Genomic DNA, 19,422 nt, shown 5'->3' with positions numbered 1-19,422 from the left:
CATGCGCGCAAAAGAAGATTTTCAAGCCAATGGAGGTAAAGAGTTTTTAGCAATCCCATGTTTGAATGACGATGACCAGTGGTGTGATACAGTTGGGAATTGGATTAACGAGTGGGCTGAATAATCCTGAGCCAGCAATAAGGTATATTGGAAGATAGGAAAATATATCAATCACAGAGTCGAATCTGAACAATGGAGTCAGTCTGTTGTCGATGAATTGGCTAATTATCTACAGCTAAATGGCCCATCATTAAAAGGGTTTTCAAATAAAAATCTTTGGCGCATGAAACAATTCTATCAAGAATATAAAGATCATCAAAATCTCTCAACACTGTTGAGAGAAATTAGCTGGTCCCACAATTTGGCTATTTTTTCCAGATGCAAAACCATTGAAGAGAAAGAATTTTATCTGAAAATCACCAAATAGGAAAACTATAGTTTCAGAGAACTCGAACGACAAATTTCTTCAGGCCTTTTTGAACGTACTATGCTTGGAAATGCAAAACTCTCAACAACGTTGCGAGAAATTCACCCAAAAATAATCAATACATTTAAGGATAGTTACATATTTGATTTTCTAAATCTATCTGAACCTCATAATGAAAGTGATTTACAGAAAGGGCTAATCAAAGAGATGAAAAATTTCATTCTTGAACTGGGCAGAGATTTTCTATTTGTTGGTCAAGAATACAAAGTTCAGGTAGGAAACAGCGATTTTTATATTGATTTACTTTTCTATCACAGAGCTTTACAGTGTCTTGTTGCTTTTGAACTTAAAGCAGACAAGTTTAAGTCAGAACATTTAGTCCAAATTAATTTTTAATTAGAAAAGACTGAGCGCTCATTCTGTGTCTTTTTATGGTCAGAAGGAAGTCAACCGTATTGCCTGATTTATCTACTGCCCTATATAAATAACACCAAATTCCTTTTACTTTAATATACGTCTCATCCATTCTCCAACTCTTCCCCACTCTACCCTTTCTCTTTTTCATCTCCGACTCAAGCAAAGGTAAAAACTTATAAACCCAGCGTTGGATCGTAGCATGATCCAAAAGCACTCTGCCTTATCTTCATTATTTCTTCAACATCTCGATAACTTAAAGTAAACCTAATCTTAAAATATACTGCCTGCAGAATAATAGACTTTGGATAACAATAGCTTTTAGTATTCATTTTTTGATGGGTTTAAAATTATAAAGATAAAATTACTCCCAAATGCGACAGAACCCCTACCAATCCATATAACACTAAGTTTTAATCCAAGCACTTTTTCAATCCCCTTAAATCGAGTATATTTACCAAAAATAGGTTCGAAAAATTAGCCAATTTTGATTTTTACACGAACACATGTTAGCAGTAATTTTATGACTACCATACAAACATTAGAGAACATTCCTATCGAAAAACTTTTAGAAGTTTTCAATTTATCATTTTCAGACTACATAGTGCCATTTTGCTTGACAAAAGAACAACTCGAAGATAAAATAAAAAGCGACAGTATTACCCTTGAATTCTCCGTAGGCGCTTTCCAGGATAATCAATTAATTGCTTTCATACTTCACGGCTATGACCTTGTTGACCAATTGAAAATTGCTTATAATGCAGGAACAGGTGTAATTCCAACAAAAAGGGGAAGTAAATTAACCACAAAAATGTACGAATATGTTTTACCCATTTTGCAGGCAAATGATATTGACAAGTTGTTGCTTGAAGTAATAACCACAAATGAGCCTGCAATAAAAACTTATAAGAACATTGGGTTCAAAATTATCCGAGAATTGAATTGTTATAAAGGAGCAATCAATATAACCAATAGAAAAAATGATTTTGAAATTCGCAAATTGGAAGAGTATAACTGGCAAAAACTTCAAACCTTTTGGGACTTAAAACCATCGTGGCAAAATTCGATTACAGCTCTTGAAAAACTGAAAAACTTCAATATTTCTCTGGGAATATATGATAATGAAAAATTGTTAGGATACACGATTTTTAATCCAAAACTAAAAAGAGTTCACCAACTTTCAGTTGACAAAAATTACAGAAGAAAAGGAGCTGGTCGGCAACTTTTAGAACACATTGCAAAAAATTATGCAAAGGATGTTTCTGTTACAAATATTGAAAATACTTCAAAAGAAACACTAAATTTCACGAAAACCATAGGAATTGATATTTTCATTAAACAATATGAAATGGAATTTCCTTTGAAGTAAAAACTAGCCCTTAATGATCGCTTCAGGATATCCAAACCAAATTTCTAGTGCCTTTAAAAGACAGACCATACTTAATAGTAAGACAATCTCTTCAAGTCCTCCATAAAATAATTTGAAATGTATTTTTTAGGGGCACCATAGCCAAAAGACTCCAATTGGCACCTTTTATTATTATAAAACTTTTTAATTTTTATTTGTCTAAAGAGCCGCAGTATATTATATTTTTATCGCGTGAGTATAAAAGTTGAGTGTTTAGTAAAACTCAAAGGCAGGCCGCTGTGTTTAGGTTCTTCATCTAATTTCTGCTTCTGCAGCCGCAAAAACTATTTATTTTTTTGGCTGCAAGTAATAATAGCTCTGAGAGAATTGCGGCATATGATATTTAAAAAAACAAAAATTGAGTATTGATTAAAAGTTCAACAATTGAATTTGAATGTGCAGTTCTCAAAAATAAAATAGGGCTCCTTATCAGCCCTCAGCCCTGATAGGAGTGAAATGCTTTGTGGCGGGATCAGGCTCAAAGATTGCAGCGTTTAGCGCGAAGATCTCCTGAAAAATAATTAATATAATATCCATAAAAAACAATATTACACCAAATATATAAAACAAAAAAGGCACCTCGATGTGAAGTGCCTTTTATAAGTTAACCGTTATAGTTTAATTATGCTACGACTACGTTTACTGCATTTGGACCTTTACGGCCTTCTTCAACGTCATAACGTACTTCATCGTTTTCACGAATGTTTTCTGATAGACCTGAAGCATGAACAAAAACCTCGGCTCCTCCATTTTTAGGAGTTATGAATCCGAATCCTTTTTCTTCATTGAAAAATTTTACTGTACCTTCTTGCATTTTAATATATTTAATGGCGCAAATGTAGCATTAAAAAACGAGAACTTACTGAAATTGAGTTTTTTATTTACAAAGTCAAACTTTTCGAAGCCTTTTGCACGATGTTATCTGCAAAACGTAATGGTATCTTCTAAATTTTCTTTACCAATAAATGCAGATCAATTATTACTTACCTTAAAACCAATACCTTAAACTCTTTTTACTCTGTCAAAAAATAAAAAATAGTTTCAAATAGTATCAGACTAACTTATCATTGTTCAAGTTTTTTTTAACATATAGCCCATATAACAGCCTTTTTTAAACTGCACTTCACCCTGCCATATTATTTATTTCCGCTGCCTACATAATGGATGGTAAAATGAAGTAAAAGAGCTCTGGAAATACGCATTATTGGGATCTGAAGTCCAAAACAAATAATAATAAAAATTCCCACCATAAGTTCCAAAGAAAGGCAGTAAGTCTCTTTCAAAAGAAACCCGCCAAAAATCATTAGCACAAAAAGGATTAAGACTATAGGATAACTAATCCATAGCGCAGCGGAATAAAATCCGGGTTCAATGCGGAAATCCTGATTACAGTGCACACATTTCTCGGGCATTTTTAAAATGGATTTAAAAACAAAAAGTCCCGGCCTTGTAAATAAATTCCCCTTATAACATCGCGGGCATTTTAAGGCAAAAATGTTGTATAATTTTGTTGTTTCTCTCATGGGTAAGGTAAATTATTATAATATAATCCAGACAGCCCCATAGGGACCCCCTGGATTAAGCAGCTAATGAAACATACTACATATTATCGACAACTGCCTGGCCGAATTCAGAACATTTCACCAAGGTTGCTCCTTGCATCAAACGCTCAAAATCATACGTAACGATTTTATTACCGATTGCTCCTTTTAGTCCTTTTATTATAAGATCAGCCGCATCCTGCCAGCCCATATACTCAAGCATCATGACCCCTGAAAGGATTTCAGAAGACGGATTTACCTTGTCAAGATCTTTATACTTAGGCGCCGTTCCGTGTGTAGCTTCAAAAATAGAAACCCCTGTGGCGTAATTTATGTTGGCTCCGGGCGCTATCCCAATTCCTCCCACTATGGCAGCCAGGGCATCTGAAATATAATCCCCGTTAAGATTCAGCGTAGCAATGACATCATACTGCTCAGGCCTTAATATGATCTGCTGTAAAAAAGCGTCGGCTATTACATCTTTTATAATCACCTTATGTACATATTTTTCCATCACCAACCACGGACCTCCCTCATATTCTTTGGCTCCAAACTCATCTCTGGCCAGCTGATAGCCCCATTCTTTAAACTGCCCTTCGGTAAACTTCATGATGTTTCCCTTATGCACAATAGTCACCGAATCCTTCCTGAAATCAATGGCATGCTTGAGAGCTGCTCTGATAAGGCGCTGGCTTCCTTCTTTAGATACGGGTTTTATTCCAATGGATACCGAATTAGGAAAACGAATGTTTTTAACCCCCATCTCCTCAATAAGAAAGTCCTTCACCTTTTTCAGTTCGGGTGTTCCTGCCATCCATTCAATACCGGCATATATATCTTCTGTATTTTCCCTATAAATAATCATATCTACTTTTTCGGGTGCTTTCACCGGAGAAGGAACTCCTTTGAACCACTTTACGGGTCTGACGCAGGCATATAAATCCAGTTTTTGTCTCAGGGCAACATTCAGTGAGCGCATCCCACCACCAACAGGAGTGGTTAGCGGCCCTTTAATGGCAACTAAAAATTCCTCAATATCCCTAACTGTCTGATCCGGAAGCCAGTTTCCTGTTTTTTCAAAAGCCTTTTCTCCTGCATATATTTCCTTCCACTGGATCTTTCTACTTGTGCCGTATGCTTTTTGAACTGCAGCATCAAAAACCAATCTGGAAGCTTTCCAAATATCCGCCCCTATTCCGTCTCCTTCTATAAAAGGGATTATAGGATGAGAAGGCACAATGAGCCTTCCGTTTTGAATACTTATTTTATTTTCGTTCATCATATTGTAAATTTTTGAAAAAAAGTTCCACGCAGGCTTTCCTTGGTTCGACTTTATTTTCGTTATTTAACCTTCGCTACTGACTTGCCTTATTTAATGCTAAGAAGTATGGCTAACTTTTACAAATATATAACAAATGTTATGTATTTAATTAATAAATGTTATATTTGTTTTTATGAAAGATTTCTTTTCCCAATTTGATTTCCAGAGTAACTTGCTCTTTGAAGACCTAACAGAGTCAGAAAATCAAACCGTTGAAAACGCTATGGAATCCCTTATGATAAAAAAAGGCAGCATGCTTTTTTATGAAGGTGGTATCCCAACGGGTATCTATGAGATAAAACAGGGAAAAGCCAAAAAATTCAAACGCGGTTTTAGCGGTGAGGAGCAAATATTTTATATCTATACAACCAATGACGTATTGGGATACCATGCTCTGCTTGGACAGGAACGCTATCAGGACTCGTGCGAGGCCCTGGAAGATTTAAAAGTAAATTTCATTGCCCGGGAGGATTTTCTCAGACTGCTCAGGGAAATCCCAGCCTTGCAGCAAAAACTCATTAAAAATATCGCTCACGAATTTGGTGTTCTGGCCAACATTATTGCTGTACTGGCACAAAAGAACCAAAATGCACGCCTGGCACTGTTTTTACTGTTGTTGGAAAACAGGTTCAACCGAAACTCTCCAACCCTAAAAGGCATAGACCTCACGCGTGATGACCTGGCCAACCTTATTGGAACATCACAGGAAAGCCTGGGTCGAAGTCTCAAACAATTCAAGGAACTAGGCTGTATCGAAATAGATAAAAGGAATATTTATATCAAAGACAAAAAGCAACTAGAACAATTATTGCAAGTCAAAATAAACTGATTTTTTAATCAAGTAGCATTAAACCTACTGCTTTATGCTAAAGTTATTTGCTTTTAAACTGCACTATACGTCTTCTGTACATCCTTTGCAATAAAAAAGCATTAAACCTGATTCTGTCATATAAGAGTCCTAAAAGCAAAGCCATAACTCCTATAAATAAAACATGTAATCCCATATTAGAATAAAAAATTCCACCGGTAATTCCACCTATAAAAAAAAAGGTGATAATGGTCATTCGTAACTTTATCGAGACAAACAGCTTTTTTCTAAAAGAATCTTCATGATAAAAAAACAGTTGGGATAATTCGATTCCAAGATCTGTAAAAAGCCCTGTTAGGTGTGTTGTTCTTACAGTAGCATTTGATATTTTTGTGACCAATGAATTCTGTAAACCCATCGAAAATAATAATATATAGGCTATAAAGTCAGGATTCTTTACAATTAACTGCTCTCCAAAGACAGCAATCCCAAACAAAATTATGCTTTCAATTGCTGTTGGAATTACATAACTGTATTTTTCATTTTTTCGCAAGAGAAACTCAACGAGTAAACTTGAAAAAAAAGATCCCAGAAAAAAAAAGAAGATATATAAAAAGTAAATAAATCCCTGCTTGAAATTAAGTTTAAAAATCTCATCTACAAAAAAAGCAAAGTGTCCTGTAACATTGGTTGTTAATTTTTGGACGGCCAAAAAACCCGCTACATTTACCAATCCTGCCACAAACGATAATAAAGAGGCTATTTTAAGATTATGTCTTAGATTTCTTTTGTTTCCCTGATGTTTGAACATTGCATTTTAGTATTTCATACCTTTTAAATTATATTTTTTTTTACTATACCATAGATCTTTTCTGCATTAGTATTAGATTAGTCAAAAAAAATAAACATCCTAATGATCTCAAAGTTACACTATTTTTTCACCTCTGTACTTATTGTTGATTTAAATCAAATTTAAACAACATGAGTACTTATCTTTATTATTCTCAGTAAGAGCATGTACTAGATCACCATCTTTTACAGCCTTTACCTGACCTTTCTCATACCTTAATTGGATAGATAACTTTTAATTTGCATCATAAATTGCTATTTGTCAACTAGAAAATGTTTTAAGATAAATCAATTCAGCAATTATTACAATCCTTGTAATAGTGCGGCAGTACTTCTTATCTATCAACCCTCTTTGGTAAAACTATAACTTGATTGATCTTACAATGCTAAAGCGCCTAATCTGACACACTATCCAAATCAATTAAAAACATCTTTGAATCATATTGCTCTAACTCTGGCAACTAATCTGTTATTTTTAGCAGCAGCCCGCTCATTGCATAACAACTATCCTTTTATTATTTTTAGCGGTTTCTTTTCCCCAAGAAGCAATGGCTTTCAGTAAGGGAATGAGTGTTTTACCAAATTCTGTCAGCTCGTAATCTACTTTCAAAGGCGGTTTGGTGGTGTGCACGGTGCGTATAATCAAACCATCCTCTTCTAATTCTTTCAATTGCAGGCTTATGGTGCGCTCGGTAACCATTGGCAATTCTTTTCTCAACTCATTATAGCGTTTCTTTTCAATTAAATGAATAAGAATCACTGATTTCCATTTTCCACCTATATATTTCATGGTAAGGCTGGTGCTACACGGGTATTCTTTATCGTTTATACAATACATTTTTTTATACTATCTATTTTGACCGTTATTGCAAAGATAACCAACTATACTTATGTTTGCAACACTAAAAAGTATAGTATAAATAAAATTTTAGAAATATGAGTTTTTTAAATCTTGCAAAGAGCAGGTACACCACAAAGAAGTACAATTCAAACGAAAAAATTACGGATGAAAAAATCCAGCAGTTAAAAGAGATTTTACACTTAAGCCCATCCTCCATCAACAGTCAACCCTGGAAATTTACTTTCGTTTCAGACCAAAAAATAAAAAGTAAACTGGCAGCTGTTTCTTATTTCAATGAGCAGAAAATAAATCAGGCAAGTCATTTGGTGGTTTTTAGCGCTATTGATGACATTGGAAAATTTGAAACGCAAATTCATCAAAACCTGCCACAAGGTGCTGTTGGTTATTACAATGAGTTTATAAAAATCGGTTCAGAAACAGCCATTAAATCCTGGCTGCAGCATCAGGTCTATCTTTCTCTTGGTTTTTTTCTAAGTGCCTGTGCCCATATGGAAATTGACAGCACGCCTATGGAAGGAATTAAAACCCAAGAATACAAAAGCATACTCAAACTCGAAAACTACAAGCCATTATTTGCCGTGGCAATCGGTTATAGAAACCCCGAAGATGGCAATCAGCCAACTGTTAAACCAAAAGAGAGACTTCAGATGCAAACTGTTATCGACTCTTTGTAGCCAACTCCAAAGGACATTTAGGAAGTAATCTTTATTAAAAAAATAATTTATTATGAGATTAATACAAATCATCACCGTTTTCGCTTTTTTATGCTTTAAGGTCCAGGCACAGCAACATGATGCCATCTACCATTACTCGGTCATGGATGCAATGCGCAACGGCATCTATCAAGGGGAACACAACATTGAATATCTTGCAGCCAAAGGGGATTTCGGACTGGGTACTTATAATTTTTTAGATGGTGAATTAATTGCCCTAGATGGCGTTTTTTATCGCATTGGCTCTGATGGAAAAGTAGTTGAAGAAACCAAACGAAAATCACCGTTTATTTCTTTGGTTAAGTTCAAAAAGGATACTGAAATAACATTTCATTTTAATGGAACTACACAAGAGCTGCAACAAAAGCTCATTACTTTATTGCCATCGCAAAATATGCCTTATGCCATTAAAATAACTTGTAGTTTTACTGAAATTACCACAGGCGGTGCAGAAAAAATTGCCTCAGCTGATACTACAGGCCTCGCGATATTGATGAAAAACAGGCCATTGTACAAAACAAAAAACATTACAGGGACTTTGGTTGGTTTTTACAACCCACCCCACTTTAGCACTATAGATCTTTCTCCGTTTCATTTTCATTTTATTGCCGATGATAAAACATATGGCGGGCATTTGGTAGCAGGCCTACTAAAGGGAAGCCTGACACTATCCCTTGATGAGAAAAACGGTTACAATGTAGAACTTCTTAAAAACAATCAACGCTTTCGAAGCGCTAAGCTTGAAAACAACGACAAAAAATCTTCGTATTAAAACATTAACTATTAAAGTAAAACAAGATGAAATTTAAAACAAAAATGACAACACTTGCCATTACCTTCACTATGTTGGCACAATCGGTATGGGCGCAACGGCCCAATGAAATACAGCACATAAAATTTGGAGATGAAAACTGGGAAGAGATGGCCCCTAAACTCCAACGCAAATATGTATATGGAGAAAAAGGGATGCTGGCATTATTTAAAATGGACAAAGGGGCAAAAGTTCCCTTACATCATCACTCAAACGAGCAAACTTCCTACATTACCAAAGGAAGTGTAAAAGTAACGATGCAAGGCAAAGATTATACCGTAAAAGCAGGCGAAGTACTAATCATTCCGGCAAATATACCACACGAGTTTGAGTGTCTGGAAGACGGTACCCTGGACATTGATTTTTTTGCGCCGCCACGTACCGATTGGATTAATGGTACTGCTAATTATTTTGCTAAGAGCACAACTGTAGAATCCCAACTAGAAACCATAGCGGCTATGGATATTCGCCCGGGTGATGTGGCCGTATCTGCCAGTGGCCGCGTGTTTGCCACCATTCATCCTCTGGGCAGCCAAAAAATGCAACTGGTAGAAATTGTCAATGGCAAAGCCGTTGCCTACCCTGATGAAAGTTTTCAAAAAAACAACCAGCCCGCCACCGATGCCAAGTTTGATGCAATGCTGGGATTAATATTCGATAAGAAAGGCAGGCTCTGGGTAACTGATATGGGGCTTGAATTAGGCAAAACCAGATTATGGTGTCTTGATATAAAAACCAATAAAGTCATTGAAAAAATAGAATTACCAGGTTCTATCGCACCAAAAGGTTCGTTTTTACAAGATGTTGTCATTGACGAGAAAAATAATTGGGCGTACCTTGCCGATATTGCCAATCCGGGTATTATTGCCATTAACCTGAAAACAAAAAATGCCCGTCGCTTTGGTGGCCATACTGCATTGCTTGCAGAAGACAAAGATATGGTTATAGATGGCAAGGTAATAAACTTTGGAGGAAAGCCTGCTCGAGTAGCTATAGATCCCATCACGCTCTCCTCAGACAGGGAAACCCTTTTCTTTGGCGCTATGAACGGCACTAGTTGGTACAAAGTTCCAGCAAATCTTTTTAGGGAAAACAAAGATGATAATACCATTGGCCAGGCCATTACAGTTGCCGGTAAAAAACCCTTTAGCGATGGGGCAACAACAGATGCGATGGGTAACCACTATTTTACCAATCTCCAGGAGCATGCCATTACAAAACTGGCAACCAACGGTACTCTAACCAATATAGCAATAGACTATACGCTTTTGCTTTGGCCAGATAACGCTTACCTGGGCCCGGATAACTGGATGTATATTTCTGCCAACCAATTGAACACTACACCAGCATTTACAGGTAGTACCGACCAAGGGAAAGCTCCTTACTATATCTACAGGTTTAAATTAAAATAATAACTATGAAAACTATTTATGTGACTATGGCCGTACTAAAAGCCAAAAGCGGCAAACGCGAAAAACTACAGGAAGAATTATTAAAACTCATCACTCCCACTCGCAGAGAAGAAGGCTGTTTGGAATATATTCTTTTTGAAGATAAAAATCAGGCAGGTACATTTTATATGCGCGAGGCCTTTAAAAATTACAAAGCTTTTGAAGTCCACGGTACCACAGCACACTTCCGAAACTTTGCATCGCAAATAAACGAGTTGATGCTTGAAGCTATAGAATTAATAGAATTAGAACAGGTTTCTAATTGATAAAAAATACGCAATAAGCCATCCTTGAGTATGCTCTTATAAATTTAAGCATCTACAAAGGGTAAGCCATAAAGCCTGCCCTTTGTAGTTGTTTTTAAATGGAGTGAATGCCTTTTTTATATCAAAACTAAACAAATTTTTACTTCAATAAGACCAAATACCTTTTACTTTGACATAGGTCTCATCCAATCTCCAGCTTGCCCCCACTTTGACCTTTCTCTTCTTAATCTCTGATGCAACTGCTATTACTTTTCGGATCATAAAGCATTGCAGTGCATAAAGAGTTTTTTCTTTCTTTATTGTTTAATATCGTGCAATTAACACAGGTCTTGCAATTTTCCCAAAAAAGATCATCACTGGTAAGCTCCGAGAAGGTAGCGGGCTCAAAACCCAGTTCATGGTTTATTTTCATTACCGCAAGAACAGAGGTTAAGCTAAATATAAGTGCCTCGGGATACTTCTCTCGACTCAGCTCAAAAATCTTTCTTTTAATTCTTTTTGCAAGTCCGGTATGTCTGAATTCAGGTGCTACAATTAATCCTGAGTTAGAAACATATTTTCCATTCTCCCATGCAGAAATAAAAGAAAAGCCTGCCCATCTCCCATCTGATGCAAAAGCGATAACAGCTTCACCTTTTTTCATTTTTGTTTCCAGCAGTTCAGGTGAACGCCTTGAAACACAAGTGCCCTGGGCTATAGCAGATGATAAGGTAACTTCGCATATCTGCCTGATCCAGAAAGTATGAGAGGACCTGGCTCGTACTACATCAAAATCAACTGGTTGCTCACTAGGTTCGAGAGGCAATTTTTTAGAGCTTTGAGATGAACTTGAATAGAAAAAACCTCTCTTGTTAAGGTTTATTATTGGATCTATTAATGGGTTTATAATCTTCATAAGGTTAAAGTATTTGAGAGATCATCATAATAGTAATAAAAAATACGATGGTAAATACCAACAAGTTTATAACCCTTTCTTTATTGGTTATTGATTTATTTGATAAATATAATTTTGTAAGCTCCTTGTTTCTTGTTTTATCTACTTTCATGGTTATTTAAATTGAGATTGTTTTGGGTTTATGCGAACTTATCTGCGCTGTCACGAAAACTGCTACATTTTTTCAAAATCAATTTATAATATTGATTTGAATTAATAAAGCAACTGATTTTGCAATGGTTGAGAACCATTGAGAAAAAAATCACACAAGAGTCGAAAAGTCGTTAATTAGACTCCTTTTCTTTTGGGTTATACAACATGGCTGTACATAAACAGTTTTTTCGTTCTTTATACATTAATATCGGGCAATTGACACAAGACTTACAATCTTCCCAGAAATTGCTGTCTGCTGTCAAATCTGAATAAGTGACTGGCTCAAAACCAAGTTCGTGGTTCATTTTCATCAAAGCCGAACCAGTGGTCAGACTAAATATTATCGCCTGGGGATATTTCTGGCGGCCCAACTCAAAGATTTTTCTTTTAATTCTTTTTGAAAGATCTGTATGAATGAACTCAGGAGCTACTATAAATCCTGAATTGGAAACATACCGATCATTATCCCAGGAAGATATAAAACAAAAACCTGCCCATCTCCCATCTGAGGTAAAAGCGATAACAGCTTCACCTTTTATCATTTTTGTTCCCAGAAACTCTGGAGTACGTCCTGAAATTCCTGTTCCGCTCTCTTTGGCAGATGCTAATGTAGCATCACAAATTTCTTCTATCCAAAAAACATGATCTGCGTTGGCTACCTGAACCCTAAAATCTATTGGATCAGAAACTTTATCATTTAGCAATAGCATGGCTTTACTTCGTACAGAATCAGGTCGAAGAAAATCTGTGCCTGAAAAATCTATATTGCGTTGTTGAGTTTTCATATTTGATTTAGTATTCCTTGATTTTGTTTGTACTAATGAATGAGAAATACAAAAACATTATACCCAAATCACATACCACTATTAGGCGTATAACCTCCTAAAGCCTGTATATCAATAATTTGTTTTAAAAAAAACATTTAATACTTATTTTATATCCTTATCAAAATGATATGATCTTATCATTTTGATCAAATTTTAGCAGCTCATTATTACTGATCCCAGCAGGGGACCTAAACCAAAATACTAAAGACATATAAAGACAGCCTCTACTTCCAATACGCCAATCTAATCTCTTCAAGTCTTTCATAAAATGCATGGAAATTTGTCTGGTAGAGGTCACAATCAGGCGGAAGTGTAAGCCCTGTAAGTAACTGGGCAAAGAAAATTTTAACGCAATCCCTATAGCCATCAAAAGCAAAAGATTAGGTAAAGTTCTCAAAGTTTTGTGAATTGCACCTTGCTTTGATATCGCAAAAGGATGATGTTTAACGTAATGACATTGCCCGAGGGACTACATTTATCAAGTAATTCAAATTCTCAGATAAACAATTCAGCAAAACAGCAATTTGTAATAAAAATCATTTACGTACAAACCAATTTTAGTATTTGGTCGAAAAACACATACCTGATAAACAAGCCACCCGAATTAATTAATTATTTACACAGAAAGGCTCGGCGTATCTTAACTTATTTGCCTGCAAAGATTAAAGGATGCTCTTTACCTTTGTAGTAAAAAATAAAACCACTACTTTATTTCAAATAGTGGTTTTGTAATCAATAAATAATGATCTATACAATTATAAAGTAAATCTCAAAAAACTATATGTACTATTTTACAATAGGCTATTCGATTACTATTTTTTTGGTTATTTTAGTTGAATCTTGAGAAATCATCGCCACATATATACCTCTGGCAAGTTTAGCTCTAATAACTTGATTGGTATTAGATTTTAGATTTTTTGTTTCGTATAATGGCCTTCCCTCTATTGAGTATATAGCTAAAGAATAATTTTCCTCTGACTGTGAAGCGAAATAAATATTAAACTCTCCACCCTTTGATGGATTTGGATATACTTGGACATCAGTATTTATTAAAACATTATTCTGCTCTGCACTTCTTGAAGTATTTCCTATTTTATTGAACTTAAATAATTGACATGAAGTCCCGTAATAATCCCAAAGTTGAAGATTTGCCGTGCCATCCATATTACAATTAGAAATGTCCCAGCCTTTTGATGTATTTAGGGCTGATTTTATGCTATAATAACCATTCCCCACATCGGTTACTAACCATTTTTGAGCATCATTGCTATAACTATCCCAAAGTCTTATCGATTTTCCATTTGTCGGATCTGCGCTATCAAGATCAATTACACGTCCTGTAGCACTTGCATTTGATTTAAAACGCCAATAGCCATTTCCAGCATCAATAGCAATCCACTGTTGTGCCGTTGCCCCTGATTTATCCCAAGGACGCATTACAGTGCCATTTGCATTAGTGCCATACTTAAGATCTAATACTTTATTTGAATTTGTTTTAAATTCAATTTCATAAACACCATTGTTTATTAACGGTGAGGTATTACTACAGATTTGTGATGGTATATTACTATTTGCATATACAGAGAACCACTGCTTCACTGGCGCCCCGCAAGACTCCCAATCGTTATTAAAAGCAGTTGTAACATTATAGGGATCTGCTTTAGTTATCAGCCCTTCTGGTGCCAGCAAATTCCAACTACAATTTCCCGTAGCATCAATTCTGCCTTTCATATTAAGACCAAAACCGCTTGTTGTACCAGTACCCCATGTTTCAGCGCCACTAGGAGACCAATCTGTTTCTGTTATCATAATAGGGGCTACATTAGCAATGGGCTGCACATTAGCATTCCAGGCATTGTTAAAACTAGTGGTATTCTCTGCATTAGCTCCCCAATATCCCGGATAAACATGAACAGCATAACCTATATTTCCTCCTGTTATCAAATGGTTTGGATATCCTTGGTAATGAGATTGATATCCCGTTCCTGGTATCCAGCAAACATTATTTGCGCCATTGCCCTTAATTATATTTACTAAATCCTGAAAGTAATTATGCAAAGCGGCAAAATGCTCATCACCCGTTGCACCCCAATTTCCATTTGTCCCAAGTATTTCTATAGGTTCATTGGCTATTTCAAACATAACATTATCTACATTCTTTAAACTTGGATGGTTCGAGAGATATCCCCACACCTTTCTTAAATAATTATGGTAATTGTCCCCATAAGCAATTCGTTTAGGACATACACCAGGAGGACGAAGCACAACATAGAGTCCTCTGCTTCTGGCATGATTAATTAAAGGAACTATAACTTGATTTACATAAGTTACTAATCTATTGTAATCAAAGCATGAGATATCATTTTCTGCTGCTGAGCAACCAGGTGTATTGGTCCAGTAAGGGTCAATATGAAGCCTTATATAATTTAATTTCCATCCGTTATTGGTATCGGTGAGCGCATCCATAAGGGCATTATTATAATTTAAACAACCTTGGACATTATAGTTATCCCAACGACATTGATTATAAGAGCAACCATTAAACCAGGGACTCGGAGTAATGGCAACACCATGTAGTAAAACGTTTTTCCCGCAAGGATCCTTTAAATTCTTGCCTTCAACATGCAGAGCAGGCAGCGGCATTCCTGGCCATGCAAATAATTGTACAAGGGGAATAAAAACTAAAAATAGAAAAAGTAATTTTTGAACTCTTTTCATAACTTAAATGGTTTGATTAATAAATATCCTATCTCACCTTTGAGTAGGTTTTTTACTGCTAATTTAATAATAAAAATAATTAAAAAACAACCGATTGTCTTATTTATTTTATTAATTACAAAATATAATCCCAATAAAATAGATTATACATATATTTATAGCCAAAAAATAATTAAAATCACTAATAGTTTCTTTTTCAAACTAAAGCTTACAAGTTTCAAAAAAAGATGACTTAGAATCTTACAAAAAAATATAGAATTAGTTTTTACAATTATCCCAAATAATGAGTATTATTTACTTTCAAACATTCAAAATAAAGATTAAAAAAGCAGACATTCAAAACAACTGGTTGCTTAACTGTCTTAAATAGTTCTCTGGCAGCTCTGACAATGAACTATAAGAATTGATTCAGTCCCAATTTTTGATTTTTAATAATTATTAAAAATAGTATTTTAGCATACAATTAAGGCAGTTCCAAGCTGCTCAGAGCAGAAGAATTTAACCCTGCATTTATTAAGTGTTTATAAATATGAAAAAAACATCTTTAAACAAAGTGTCTTATAATAAGATTATACCTTTGTGGACCTCCGTGAGAAATACTACCCAGGTGAACAGTCCCATTATTGATTTGGCGCAAAAGATTAAGCCAAAAGGGAAAATTCTTGATATAGGCTGCGGTACAGGCAGGCCTGTAGCAGAATATTTTGCTGATAAAAATTTATTGGTTACCGGAATAGATCTCTCTGAAAATATGATCGCCGAAGCAGAATCTAATGCAATAAGAAATTCACGCTTTTTTGTTTGTGATTTTTTTGATTTTTCAAGTGAAGAAAAATTTGATGCAGTAATTGCATGGGACTCCCTGTTCCATTTTCCAAAAGAGAGACAGAAAGACATTTATCTTAAAGTTTCAAGTTTGCTGACCCTTGGAGGATATTTTCTTTTCACACATGGAAAACAAGAAGATGAACATATAGACCAGATGTTTGGGGAATCATTCTATTACAGCTGTTTATCAAAAAAAGACGTTCTGAGATTAATGAAAAAATCAGGCTTTGTAATTAAATATTCAATTGAGAATTTTTCAGAAAATAATGATACTAGGCACTGGGTGGTACTGGCAAAAAAAGAGTTCGAGTTATAGTGCGAAAGTTTTTTTGTGCGCAATTAAAATTATACTATAATACTTGGTTTTAATTTAAAATAAGTAATAAAGATTCTTTGGCATTTGCCAGAATCAAATATAGGAATTTAAGTAATTTAAAAGTTAGCCCGCCAATTTACAGAATGATTTAAACACACCCCCCCTTATCTAATTACCTGATATTTAAAAACATAAAAACAAATTCAATTCCACCAAGAGTGTTCTTTGCAGATTCAAAACTTTTAATACCCTAATGTGTTTTGATAAAAACGATGGTTCTGTTCGAGATCATTCTTAAGATATTTACCTTGCCAGATTTTAATCTTTGACAGCGAACCCTTGTTATATACTTTGATCGCTGCTGCATTACAACCCTTTTATCAATGTTTATTACTCGTAGTTTTTAATTTTATTACTAATTGCTTTAATTAGAAAACATTAAGCGCTCATTTTCTGTCTTTTTCTGGTCAAAAGAAAGTCTGCCTTATCGCCTAATTTATCTACCGGCAGATATAAATAAGACCAACTACCTTTTACTTTGATAATAGGTCTCATCTAATCTCTAGATCCTATCCACTCTGCCTTTTCTCTTCTTTATCTCTGAGACAATCAAAGTGTAAATTTTTACACCCAGTGCTGAAACGTGGCAGGATCCACAAGCACTCCTCTGATCTTCATTATTTGTTCACTTTGCTGTTTTTTTTGATTTGAATCGCAGCCTTTTACGATCAATTACAGCATCGCTTTTCTTTGTAAAACTGAAGCTCTTGGTCTGTTTTACAAAGAAGCCTTTCCAAAAGCGCAATTTTCTCCTCATAAAGTCTTGTCACCAGTTCAAAGTTCTTACCGCTGCATGAGCCAGGGCCTTTTACAATAATACTCTCTTGGTTAAAATACCGATGACTCTCAAAACGGATGATATTCTCCAGAGGCATTTCCAGAATAAGAGCCAGCTGCTGAAGTTTCTCCAGGCTCAGACTTGTTTTCCCTTTTTCAATTTTACTGTAACCGGCCTGGGTTATACCGAGCTGATCTGCAATATATTCCTGAGTGTAATTTTTTAATTCCCTTATACTTTTAATCTTATCGCCTATTAACATTTTGATGCTGTTTTAATCCTCATAGCCCTGCCTGCAAAATCCAATTCAAATTATTCATATCTATGATACTGCCGACACCCTTGTGAATCTCCATTAATTATTTTGGTGTAAAATTAAGCTTCAGAGAAAAAAACAGCAATAACATTTGTTTATGTTTTGGATCATTCCTACTCCACGCCACGCTTGAGACGGCTTAAATGAACCGGGCTAATATTAAGGTAGGATGCAATATAATGCTGGGGCACACGGGTGAGTATCTTTGGAAAAGAAGCGTTCATGCTGTTGTAGCGCTGCAGGGGAGTTTGGGTGTAAAACGCCTTGAGTTTATCGTTCATTAAAAAAAAATAATCCTCTGCAATAAGCCTGCCTAACTTTTCTCCATTGCGAAGATTGCCGTAAAGCAGCTGTAGCATTTCATAAGTAATCTGCACCACTGTTGTATTTTCAAGAGCCTGAATATAGAAATCGGCAGGAATAACCTTTAAAAAACTTTGGTAATCTGTAGCAAAGGTATTTTCCAATGAAAAATGGAATGTCTTTTCATCATCATTCTGATCAATAAAGTAAATCCGAAGTAAACCCTTTACCACAAAATAAATCCCGCGGCAGACCTCTCCTTTACAAAGAATGATTTCCTTTTTTTTAATGCGCCTGACAATAAACATGGATTTACACTGCTGCCATTCCATCTCGTCAATCTCAATATAATGGAGTATCAGATCCTTTATACCTCCAAAGTCATTATTCTTTTTGTTCATCTGCAATTTACATAACAATATCTTATTGTTATAACGCTTTAAGATATGCCTTATTTTCCATGCTGATGCACGAGGGAGTCAAATTCTTAGAAAAGAAGTACCCTGGCTGTTTCTGCACAAAAGATCTCCGGCGCTATCACCTGATTTCAACACAAAAGTAACGATCCATTTTCAAACAACAGCTAGCCTAAAGTTCAAGTTTTATTAAATACAAAACGTTACAGCCCTACTTAGATCGATTAAAAGGATATTGTCAAAATAAAAGTACCCTGCAAAATCAATAGAAATTACAGGGTATCAAAACAAGTAATAATCTTCCAAAACTACTTACCCGTCTGACTGAACTTAAATATATACTCGGGCATCAGGCCTGTTTTTAGAGTACTGATTTAAATGGAACCTAAGCTGGTCTATTACCTCTTTCTTTGTAGCATTGATATTGATAAATTTAATATCAAACCAGCTTTTTAATTCTTTAATATCCCTAGGATTCTTCTTTAATGATGACGCAAATAGTATCTGAACTCTGGAATTTAAAATTTTAAAAAACTCATTTAAATTAATTTCATTGTCGGCCACAAAAAGAATTAAATTATAATCATACAAACTAAAATCAGCACCTTCAGTTCCTGAAAAAGCCACAAAGTCACAATCAGAAATTCCTTTTGTAAAATACCTGAGAAAAACCCCGCTCTTATCATAAACCAGAATTTTTGTTCTCTCGAGAATAACTGCCATTTTTATTACTATATTAATTTTTAAAAACAAACGATCTTTACATGATCCCCTCAGATTTACATCTATCGCTATTTCTGCCTGTAGCCCTCCGGTTTTGAATCGGTTCTCTGAGGAAGTTTTTACAAGAGTTTGATTTTATCTTCATAGAGCTTTTTCACTAGGGTATTATTATTTATATT

19 protein-coding genes and 1 pseudogene are annotated in these 19,422 nt (G+C 35.2%); 9 read left to right on the top strand and 11 right to left on the bottom strand.

All coding sequences use genetic code 11. The annotated features are described in order from the left end of the window. Positions 1-151: 151 nt before the first annotated feature. The 3 genes and pseudogenes from IRZ78_RS26200 to IRZ78_RS16180 form a co-directional block, all read left to right on the top strand. Positions 152-427, top strand: a pseudogene (locus tag IRZ78_RS26200) (DUF1016 N-terminal domain-containing protein); the annotation flags it as partial. A 60-nt stretch (positions 428-487) separates the two neighbouring features. After that, entirely contained in the window at positions 488-823 is a 336-nt protein-coding gene (locus tag IRZ78_RS26195; protein ID WP_228520505.1) for a PDDEXK nuclease domain-containing protein, read from the top strand. A 541-nt stretch (positions 824-1,364) separates the two neighbouring features. Next, positions 1,365-2,210: a GNAT family N-acetyltransferase gene (locus tag IRZ78_RS16180; protein ID WP_194617528.1), complete on the top strand. Its 846-nt coding sequence runs from the start codon at positions 1,365-1,367 to the stop codon at positions 2,208-2,210. A 661-nt stretch (positions 2,211-2,871) separates the two neighbouring features. Here IRZ78_RS16180 and IRZ78_RS16175 read toward each other — a convergent pair. From IRZ78_RS16175 to icd, 3 genes are all read right to left on the bottom strand, one after another. Continuing rightward, a complete protein-coding gene (locus IRZ78_RS16175) occupies positions 2,872-3,063 on the bottom strand; it encodes a cold-shock protein (protein ID WP_194617527.1) in 192 nt (63 codons plus the stop codon). A 322-nt stretch (positions 3,064-3,385) separates the two neighbouring features. Next, positions 3,386-3,772, bottom strand: a complete 387-nt coding sequence (locus IRZ78_RS16170; RefSeq protein ID WP_194617526.1) for a DUF983 domain-containing protein — start codon at positions 3,770-3,772, stop codon at positions 3,386-3,388. Positions 3,773-3,848: 76 nt separating this feature from the next. Next, the gene (icd, locus tag IRZ78_RS16165) at positions 3,849-5,081 is read right to left on the bottom strand and encodes an NADP-dependent isocitrate dehydrogenase (RefSeq protein WP_347349837.1); all 1,233 of its coding nucleotides are present in this window, start codon (positions 5,079-5,081) and stop codon (positions 3,849-3,851) included. 163 nt (positions 5,082-5,244) lie between these two features. Here icd and IRZ78_RS16160 point away from each other — a divergent pair, with 163 nt between their 5' ends. After that, on the top strand, positions 5,245-5,940 hold the full coding sequence (locus IRZ78_RS16160; protein WP_194617524.1) for a Crp/Fnr family transcriptional regulator: 696 nt from the start codon (positions 5,245-5,247) through the stop codon (positions 5,938-5,940). Between the two features lie 43 nt (positions 5,941-5,983). On the opposite strand, the gene IRZ78_RS16155 is transcribed toward IRZ78_RS16160, so the two are convergent. Together IRZ78_RS16155 and IRZ78_RS16150 are read right to left on the bottom strand one after the other, a co-directional pair. Beyond that, positions 5,984-6,730 (bottom strand): YoaK family protein, encoded by a 747-nt coding sequence (locus tag IRZ78_RS16155; protein WP_194617523.1) that lies wholly within the window; start codon positions 6,728-6,730, stop codon positions 5,984-5,986. Between the two features lie 528 nt (positions 6,731-7,258). Next, on the bottom strand, positions 7,259-7,606 hold the full coding sequence (locus IRZ78_RS16150; protein WP_194617522.1) for a helix-turn-helix domain-containing protein: 348 nt from the start codon (positions 7,604-7,606) through the stop codon (positions 7,259-7,261). A gap of 98 nt (positions 7,607-7,704) precedes the next feature. Between IRZ78_RS16150 and IRZ78_RS16145 the strand changes: the two genes are divergently transcribed. From IRZ78_RS16145 to IRZ78_RS16130, 4 genes are read left to right on the top strand one after another with little or no spacing between them, the layout of a single operon-like run. Further along, positions 7,705-8,304, top strand: a complete 600-nt coding sequence (locus IRZ78_RS16145; RefSeq protein WP_194617521.1) for a nitroreductase family protein — start codon at positions 7,705-7,707, stop codon at positions 8,302-8,304. A 52-nt stretch (positions 8,305-8,356) separates the two neighbouring features. Further along, positions 8,357-9,115 (top strand): acetolactate decarboxylase, encoded by a 759-nt coding sequence (locus IRZ78_RS16140; RefSeq protein WP_194617520.1) that lies wholly within the window; start codon positions 8,357-8,359, stop codon positions 9,113-9,115. Positions 9,116-9,141: 26 nt separating this feature from the next. Further along, entirely contained in the window at positions 9,142-10,566 is a 1,425-nt protein-coding gene (locus tag IRZ78_RS16135; RefSeq protein WP_228520504.1) for an L-dopachrome tautomerase-related protein, read from the top strand. A gap of 5 nt (positions 10,567-10,571) precedes the next feature. After that, on the top strand, positions 10,572-10,871 hold the full coding sequence (locus IRZ78_RS16130; RefSeq protein WP_194617519.1) for a putative quinol monooxygenase: 300 nt from the start codon (positions 10,572-10,574) through the stop codon (positions 10,869-10,871). Between the two features lie 223 nt (positions 10,872-11,094). Here IRZ78_RS16130 and IRZ78_RS16125 read toward each other — a convergent pair whose 3' ends face one another. The 3 genes from IRZ78_RS16125 to IRZ78_RS16115 all read right to left on the bottom strand — a co-directional run bounded on the left by IRZ78_RS16125 (position 11,095) and on the right by IRZ78_RS16115 (position 15,503). Continuing rightward, positions 11,095-11,766: a GNAT family N-acetyltransferase gene (locus IRZ78_RS16125; RefSeq protein ID WP_194617518.1), complete on the bottom strand. Its 672-nt coding sequence runs from the start codon at positions 11,764-11,766 to the stop codon at positions 11,095-11,097. 323 nt (positions 11,767-12,089) lie between these two features. After that, positions 12,090-12,743: a GNAT family N-acetyltransferase gene (locus IRZ78_RS16120; protein ID WP_228520503.1), complete on the bottom strand. Its 654-nt coding sequence runs from the start codon at positions 12,741-12,743 to the stop codon at positions 12,090-12,092. Positions 12,744-13,586: 843 nt separating this feature from the next. Next, positions 13,587-15,503: an RICIN domain-containing protein gene (locus IRZ78_RS16115; protein WP_194617517.1), complete on the bottom strand. Its 1,917-nt coding sequence runs from the start codon at positions 15,501-15,503 to the stop codon at positions 13,587-13,589. 529 nt (positions 15,504-16,032) lie between these two features. Here IRZ78_RS16115 and IRZ78_RS16110 point away from each other — a divergent pair. Continuing rightward, positions 16,033-16,647, top strand: a complete 615-nt coding sequence (locus IRZ78_RS16110; RefSeq protein WP_194617516.1) for a class I SAM-dependent methyltransferase — start codon at positions 16,033-16,035, stop codon at positions 16,645-16,647. 728 nt (positions 16,648-17,375) lie between these two features. On the opposite strand, the gene IRZ78_RS16100 is transcribed toward IRZ78_RS16110, so the two are convergent. The 3 genes from IRZ78_RS16100 to IRZ78_RS16090 form a co-directional block, all read right to left on the bottom strand. Next, positions 17,376-17,747 carry a helix-turn-helix transcriptional regulator gene (locus tag IRZ78_RS16100; RefSeq protein WP_194617514.1) on the bottom strand — a complete coding sequence of 124 codons (372 nt, stop codon included), beginning with the start codon at positions 17,745-17,747 and terminating at the stop codon, positions 17,376-17,378. Positions 17,748-17,914: 167 nt separating this feature from the next. Beyond that, entirely contained in the window at positions 17,915-18,505 is a 591-nt protein-coding gene (locus IRZ78_RS16095; protein WP_194617513.1) for a Crp/Fnr family transcriptional regulator, read from the bottom strand. A gap of 345 nt (positions 18,506-18,850) precedes the next feature. After that, positions 18,851-19,243: a hypothetical protein gene (locus IRZ78_RS16090; protein WP_194617512.1), complete on the bottom strand. Its 393-nt coding sequence runs from the start codon at positions 19,241-19,243 to the stop codon at positions 18,851-18,853. Positions 19,244-19,422: the final 179 nt, after the last annotated feature.

This window comes from Flavobacterium sp. CSZ, assembly GCF_015350725.1.
Lineage (GTDB): Bacteria > Bacteroidota > Bacteroidia > Flavobacteriales > Flavobacteriaceae > Flavobacterium.
The sequence above is the reverse complement of the archived record's forward strand: the minus strand, read 5'-3'. Positions and strand labels throughout refer to the sequence as shown.